Below are 2,156 nucleotides of genomic sequence, written 5' to 3'. Positions count from 1 at the left end.
GATCCCCAGCAGTACCGGGGCGCTACAGACCAGCGCCGCCAGCAAAGTATGGGTCGTGGCGGCGATACCGGAGGCGGTCAGGGCCATGCCGATACCGGCGCCTGCCAGGGTACCGAGGCTGTAAAAGCCGTGCATCATCGGCAGTACGGTTTTGTTCATCTCCTGCTCGATAGTGGCGCCTTCGACGTTGATCGCCACCTCTGCCGCGCCAAAACTGCCGCCAAAGACGGTCAGCCCGAGGGCAAACGCCAGCGGGGAGGCAAACCATAGCGCAGCGCTGAGCATCATCATACCCAGAATCGCGCAGCACATGGTGGTGCGGATCACGGTCCGCGTACCGAAGCGCTTAACCAGCCAGGCGGAGCAGAGAATGCCGCTCATCGAGCCTATCGACAGGCCAAATAGCACGATGCCCATTTCCGCCGTCGAGACCGACAAAATGTCGCGAATGGCGGGGGTACGTGTGGCCCAGGAGGCCATCAACAGGCCGGGGATAAAGAAGAACATAAACAGCGCCCACAGGCGGCGTTGCAGCTTTTTGCGCGATGAGATGTCGGTCATGATTTCTGTACCAGAGGGACAACACAGGAGACAACACTAGCAAGTTTGTGTACATTTGTACATAAATTCGCTGAGGTAAAAATGAACAGACGACCCAACGATCCGCAACGGCGGGAACGGATATTGCAGGCCACCCTGGACACCATCGCCGAACACGGCCTGAACGCCGTCACCCACCGCAAAATCGCCAGCTGCGCCGGGGTGCCGCTGGGGTCGATGACCTACTATTTTTCCGGGATGGACGCGCTGCTTGAGGAAGCCTTCACCTGGTTTACGCAGCAGATGTCGGTGCAATACCGCGAGTTTTTTGCCGGGGTGACGGGGCCGGAGATGGCCTGCGAGTCGATTACCACTCTGATTCACAGCTCCCAGGTCACCACGCCGCACAATATGGCGCTGATGTACCAGCTTTATGCCTTTATGAACCGCAGCCCGTCGTTAAAAACCGTGATGCAGGACTGGATGAAAACCAGCCAGACGACGCTGGAGCAGTGGTTTGATCCGGTCACCGCCCGCGCGCTGGATGCGTTTATCGAAGGGATGACGCTGCATTTTGTTACCGACCGGCAGCCGCTTTCACGAGAAGAGTTAAGGGCGATGGTAGGGCGGATTGCGGGGGAGGGGGGATAAGCGTCAGGTCAGCAACAGCCTTTGCCGCAAACGCAGATAGTGATTTTACTTTTACGTAACATTGTGCCAGAAATAGTGTTGAAAATTTATCCACAAATCGATGGCATCATATCAGGCTAAACGGGCATAATAAATTTTACCCGGGTAAAATTGGCACCATTCTTATTGTCAGCCTACGCTTATATTTTTACCCGGATAAAAAGGCAAGCACATGCCCGCTATCACCCTTACCGCCTTCTGGCGGCAGCAGGAGATTGCGCACGGAACCCTGAGCGAACTGATGCAGCAGTTACAATCCGCTAACATCGGTCGTGAAACCGTTTTCATCTTTAACGATCGCAGCGGCAAGCGCCTCGATATTCATCTTCATGCAGATATTGCCAGCACCCTGGCGGTCTACCCGGAGCTGGCGGAAAGCACCCCGGTGAAAACCCGTGGACGACCAAAACTGGGCGTGTCGGCAAAAGAGGTCACCCTGCTGCCCCGACACTGGGAGTGGCTGGCTACCCAGCCCGGCGGCGCTTCCGCCACCCTGCGCAGGCTTATCGATCAGGCGAGGAAAAGCGCTAAACCGGTGGATAACAAGCGCCAGCGCCACGACCGCGCCTATCACTTTATGTACGAAATTGCCGGGGATCTTCCTGGCTACGAGGCCAGCATGCGCGCGCTGTTTGCTGACGATGAAGCCGCGTTTACGGCCACTATCGCAAACTGGCCGCAGGATGTGCGCGAGTACGCGCTACGGTTAGCCTTTGGCAAAGAGGAAGCGAACCAGGACGCCTAAAATCTCTACAAGTGTAAATTTTTGTGCAATTTGCTTCTTTGGTATTACTATAATTTATTGATTTTAATAATATTAAAATCCACTACTGCTTTCTCTTTTTTCGTCAGACAACAAAATGCAGAAGGATACGCTACGCTTTGTAAACCAGCCTGCGGCAAGCGTTTCTACCTCTTCTGCGGAC

2 protein-coding genes and 1 pseudogene are annotated in these 2,156 nt (G+C 55.1%); 2 read left to right on the top strand and 1 reads right to left on the bottom strand.

The window, feature by feature from the left end:
• Positions 1-561 (bottom strand): annotated as a pseudogene (locus tag WFM46_RS23565) (MFS transporter); the annotation flags it as partial.
• Positions 562-642: 81 nt separating this feature from the next.
• On the opposite strand from WFM46_RS23565, the gene WFM46_RS23560 reads away from it, so the two are divergent.
• Together WFM46_RS23560 and WFM46_RS23555 are read left to right on the top strand one after the other, a co-directional pair.
• On the top strand, positions 643-1,191 hold the full coding sequence (locus tag WFM46_RS23560; protein ID WP_103178845.1) for a TetR/AcrR family transcriptional regulator: 549 nt from the start codon (positions 643-645) through the stop codon (positions 1,189-1,191).
• A 211-nt stretch (positions 1,192-1,402) separates the two neighbouring features.
• The gene (locus WFM46_RS23555; RefSeq protein WP_336998704.1) at positions 1,403-1,975 is read left to right on the top strand and encodes a DUF2239 family protein; all 573 of its coding nucleotides are present in this window, start codon (positions 1,403-1,405) and stop codon (positions 1,973-1,975) included.
• The last annotated feature ends 181 nt before the right edge of the window (positions 1,976-2,156 follow it).

Origin of the sequence: Leclercia sp. M50 (assembly GCF_037150775.1) — a bacterium.
Lineage (GTDB): Bacteria > Pseudomonadota > Gammaproteobacteria > Enterobacterales > Enterobacteriaceae > Enterobacter.
The sequence above is the reverse complement of the archived record's forward strand: the minus strand, read 5'-3'. Positions and strand labels throughout refer to the sequence as shown.

What these genes read in the sequence shown, in the direction of transcription:
- WFM46_RS23555 (WP_336998704.1), top strand. Translation starts at nt 1,403, where the DNA reads ATGCCCGCTATCACCCTTACCGCCTTCTGGCGGCAGCAGGAGATTGCG.
- WFM46_RS23560 (WP_103178845.1), top strand. Translation starts at nt 643, where the DNA reads ATGAACAGACGACCCAACGATCCGCAACGGCGGGAACGGATATTGCAG.